Here is a 4,708-nt window from a genome sequence, read left to right as displayed (position 1 = left end):
ATAATCGTGGCTGGACTTTCACCAGCTAGAAGTGCACCATGCCCGGTACACATCAGAAAGACGGCAGTTTTCCGTTCGTGAAAACCACCGTCTTTTGATGCAGATGAGACTGTTGCATCCTGAATTTCAGGCCCTGTCCAGGCGCAGCCGCATCGGCATTCGGAAAACCGAATACTCAGGCTGCCTGTTCCGTTTCTTCCGCCACGATTGCCGCGCACCGGTCGCAGAGACCGTCTTCGTGTTCGGCTGTGGTGAAGTTCCAGCAGCGGGGGCAGGCGTGTCCGGGGGCTTTTTCCACCAGAACCTGACTGGCTTCATACTGCGGGAGTTCGTCGTCAGTGAACTGCGCGTCGGAGACGATGAGCCACTGTGCGGGTTTCGGGATGTATTTGTCGAAGAGAGCCTTCGTTTCCGGGTCCACGTGAAGTTTCACCGCGGCTTCCAGAGACTTCTTGATGTCTCCGGCAGCCCGTTTTTCTTCCAGTGCCTTGAGGACGTCCTTGCGTACGGCCAGCAGCTGTTTCATGTCCGCCAGGATCTGCTCTTCATCCACATCCAGTTTCACAGTCTCAAAGTCTGCCAGATGAATGGATTCTTCATCCAGCTGGAGGATGTCATTGATTTCCTCGGCGGTGTGAGCCAGGATCGGTGCCCAGAGGCGAACAAGGATATCCGCATAGGTATGCAGGACGGTCTGAACGGCGCCGCGTTCCGGATCGTTTTTCCTCTCGATGTAGAGAATGTCCTTGGCGTAGTCCAGGTAATAGGCGGAGAGTTCGTTGGTCATCAGATTGGTGAGACTGGTGACCACGTCGGAGAACCGGTATTCCCGATAGGCTTTCTCCGCTTTTTCCTCTGCCTGCTTCAGCAGCACCAGCATGTACTGATCCAGGAGAGGCAGTTTGTCAAAGGGAATGCGGTCGGCTTTCGTGAAGGTGTTGTCGTCCAGGTTGGCCAGCAGGAACCGGAAGGTGTTCCGGACTTTCCGGTAGTTTTCGGCGATCTGCTTCAGGATCTTGTCTCCCATGGAGACATCTGCCTGGTAGTCCACGGAGGCGGCCCAGAGACGCAGGATATCAGCCCCGTATTTTTTTGTGATCTCGGCGGGAGCCACGGCGTTCCACTGGGATTTGGACATCTTCACGCCTTTTTCGTCCATGACAAAGCCGTGGGAGAGCACTTCCCTGTAGGGGGCTTCGCCGTAGACGGCGGTGCCGACGATCAGGGAGGAGTTGAACCAGCCGCGGTACTGGTCGGATCCTTCGAAATAGAGATCCGCCGGATAGCCCAGGCCCCGTTCGATCATGGCACCGGTGTGGCTGGAGCCGGAATCGAACCAGACGTCCATGGTGTCGGTTTCCTTGGTGAAGAGACCGTTGGGAGAATGTTCGCTGGTGTAGCCTTCCGGCACGAGATCCTTCGCATCCAGTTCGAACCAGATGTTGGAGCCGTGCTGCCGGAAGAGTTCGGCTACATGGTCAAAGATTGCCTTGTCCATGAGCGGGGTACCGTCTTCACCGTAAATGATGGGAATGGGAACACCCCAGGCGCGCTGGCGGGAGATGCACCAGTCACCCCGGTCGGCGATCATGTTGTGCATGCGGCCTTCGCCCCAGGCAGGGACCCAGTGAATGCTGTGAATCTGATCCAGCAGCGGCTGGCGGATCTTGTCAATGGAGGCAAACCACTGGGTGGTGGCACGGAAGATGATGGGTTTCTTGGTGCGCCAGTCGTGGGGGTAGGAATGGGTGATGAACTGCAGTTTCAGCAGAGCGCCCAGCTCATCCAGCCATTTCACCACTTCCTTGTTGGCGTCTTCCACATAAAGACCCGCCAGGCGTTCGCCGGTGTCTTCCATGAGCCGGCCCTGGGCGTCCACGTTGACGTAGATGGGCAGCCCGTACTGTTTTCCGATCATGAAGTCATCCATGCCAAAGCCCGGCGCGGTATGAACGGCACCGGTACCGGAATCAGCGGTGACATGCTCGCCGGTCATGACCAGAGATTCCCGTTCGGGATACAGCGGGTGCTGCGTGGTGATGAACTCCAGGTCTCTGCCCTTCACCGTGCGCAGAACTTCATAGTCTTCAATGCCGAATTCTTCCATGAGCTTTTCCACCAGTTCAGCCAGCACCACCAGGTTGCCCTGTGCGGTTTTCACCACGGCATAGTCAAAGCGGGGATGAACGGAGATGCCCAGGTTGCCGGGGATGGTCCAGGGCGTGGTGGTCCAGATGACAATGCTGTCGCCTTCTTCCAGCACACCGCGGCCGTCCTTCACGGCGAATTTCACGTAGATCGTGGGACTCTTGACGTCTTTGTACTCCACTTCCGCTTCCGCCAGGGCAGATTCGGAGGAGGGAGACCAGTAGACAGGTTTCAGGCCCTGGTAGATCAGGCCGTCAGAAGCCATTTTTCCGAAGATTTCAATCTGCCGGGCTTCGAAGTCCGGTGTCAGGGTGATGTAGGGGTGGTCGTAATCGCCAATGGAGCCCAGGGCCAGGAAACCTTTCTTCTGGCGTTCCACCTGTTCCAGGGCGAAGTCGTGACAGATCCGGCGGAATTCGGGAATGCCGATTTTCTTCCGGTCATAGCCCAGTTTCGTGACAGCGGTCTCGATGGGCAGACCGTGGGTGTCCCAGCCGGGGATGTAGTGCACTTTGTTTCCCATCATGTACCGGGATTTGTTGATGACATCCTTCAGGATTTTGTTCAGGGCATGTCCCAGGTGGATGTCACCGTTGGCGTAGGGAGGACCATCGTGCAGGGTCCAGGGTTCAGCGCCTTCCCGGCGTTCCAGCATTTTTTCAAAGAGGCCCATGTCCGCCCAGCGCTGCTGAAATTTCGGCTCTTTCTTTGTCAGATTGCCGCGCATTTCAAACCGGGTTTTCGGCATGTGCAGGGTGCTTTTGTAGTCCATTTCGAATTCTCCTTCCAGTTCTGTTTCGTTCTCTGATGCGGGCGCAAAAAAAGCGCCCCTGTCTAAGGGCGCTTGCACGCGGTACCACCTTAGTTCAGATCGGTTCTGGCAGCAGCCTTCTGCCGCGTGTGAATCGAGTCTGCACTTTCCGGGGATAACGGTCCCGGCCGGGAGGCCTTACTGCCGAAGGTTCGGGCTTCCTGCCAAGAAGTGATACCATGCGGGCCGCCTGGTCCTTCCTTTCACCTGACGGAAGGCTCTCTTCTGCCTGCGTGTCCTGCATGACGCGTCTTCTTCATTGCACAGATATAACGTTCCAGCTGCAGAATCAGGCGGTCCTTTTTTGTCCTTGACCGGACACAAAGGAGGCGGAAGCGTCCGCAGCGGCGAATTGATACTAGGTCATTATCACACAGCACTTTGTTTTTGCCAACCGTTACATCGTTGACTTTGATGTCACCGACCCGGATTTTTTCCCCGGCTGCAGAGCGGGAACAATGCGCCAGTGCTGCTGTCACGGCGTCCAGACGGGTGCTGGAGACAATGATTTCCAGGGGTTCCCGCAGGCTGGTCCGGATCTCCGGTTGGTCTGTCCGCTGCCATTTCAGGGATGTTTTTCCGGCTTTGGTCAGTTCGGCTGCCACGTAGTTCGCCAGATGCGCCCGGATGAACAGATGGACATCTTCTTCGGTGCAGATGATGTCTCCGGTCTGTTCCCGTTCTATGCCCAGCGCCATCAGGGCACCGAGAACCTGGGGATGTTTCACAGGGACGGCATTGCGGCTGAACACAGCCCGCAGGCACACCACATCACTGGCTTCTCTGACCTGCTGCAGGCTTTCCGGTTCTCTGGAGGACAGGATCAGCTGACAGCGTTCTGCCTGTTCATGACCGCCCCAGAATGTGAGATGGGCGCTGTGTTCCAGATGTGCCCGGGCAATGTCCTGCTGTGCCGGAGTCAGAAAAGCGGTCAGGACCGGCCGATCCTGACGGTATGATGTCTCGAGTGCATCATACAGCCGGGAAAGAAACAGATCCTGACCGCTGTCAGTGTTATTCTTCGTCGTCAAGATCATCCGGGCTGCCCAGAGAAATGGTGCCCTGTACACCGATTTCTGCCGGAGAGCAGAGGATGACGTTCTGACCGATTTTCTGGATCTTGCCGTCCAGAGCGAACACAACGCCGGTCAGGAAATCGATCGTGCGCTGCGCGTATTCCCGGTCCAGCTTGTGCAGGTTGACAACCACTGCACGGCCTTCTTTCAGACGCTGTCCAACCTCTTCGGCCTCGCTGAAGCTTCTGGGCTCGAACAGTACCATTTTTGTATTCGAATTTAAGGAAGAAGCACCTGTCTTGCGCGCAGCCGGACGTTCGTAGCGGCTTGCGGGTTCGGGTTCAACTTCACTTTTCTTTGGTGTTTCCGGTTCGTATCCCTGATCGTCGTCATCCACCGGAGCGACGAAGTCCTTGACTTTATCCATGAATCCCATGTGAAAACCTCCCTATCGGACCTATTATAGCATGCGCAAAGGACAGGGCAACCACAATTCAGGCTGGGTTCCAACCTGGGGCAAGTCATCACAACCGGCCTTGACTCATGCAAGCACAAACAAGTATCCCACGTCTTTCGCATTCTGTCACGGCTTACGGTGCGTGAAATTATGTGATTTTGACTGAGCCGGGATTTCCCTTTCCGAACCCGGTTCCCGCTTTGTGCCGGAGGGTCTGCAGACAATCGAGTAGAGAGGAACAGGTTAGTGCTGCCCCTCCCTCTCACACCACCGTAC

Annotated in this window: 3 protein-coding genes; all 3 read right to left on the bottom strand. The window is 56.4% G+C overall.

All coding sequences use genetic code 11. The features are described 5' to 3' along the window. Positions 1-175: 175 nt before the first annotated feature. The gene (ileS, locus tag QZ305_RS11525) at positions 176-2,920 is read right to left on the bottom strand and encodes an isoleucine--tRNA ligase (protein ID WP_294732135.1); all 2,745 of its coding nucleotides are present in this window, start codon (positions 2,918-2,920) and stop codon (positions 176-178) included. Between the two features lie 242 nt (positions 2,921-3,162). After that, positions 3,163-3,990 carry a YlmH/Sll1252 family protein gene (locus tag QZ305_RS11520; RefSeq protein ID WP_294732132.1) on the bottom strand — a complete coding sequence of 276 codons (828 nt, stop codon included), beginning with the start codon at positions 3,988-3,990 and terminating at the stop codon, positions 3,163-3,165. After that, entirely contained in the window at positions 3,974-4,411 is a 438-nt protein-coding gene (locus tag QZ305_RS11515) for a cell division protein SepF (protein WP_294732130.1), read from the bottom strand. Before QZ305_RS11515 ends, QZ305_RS11520 begins: the two co-directional genes overlap by 17 nt. Positions 4,412-4,708: the final 297 nt, after the last annotated feature.

Source organism: uncultured Faecalibaculum sp. (assembly GCF_910588395.1).
GTDB lineage: Bacteria > Bacillota_I > Bacilli_A > Erysipelotrichales > Erysipelotrichaceae > Faecalibaculum.
This window is presented reverse-complemented; position numbering and strand designations above follow the sequence as displayed.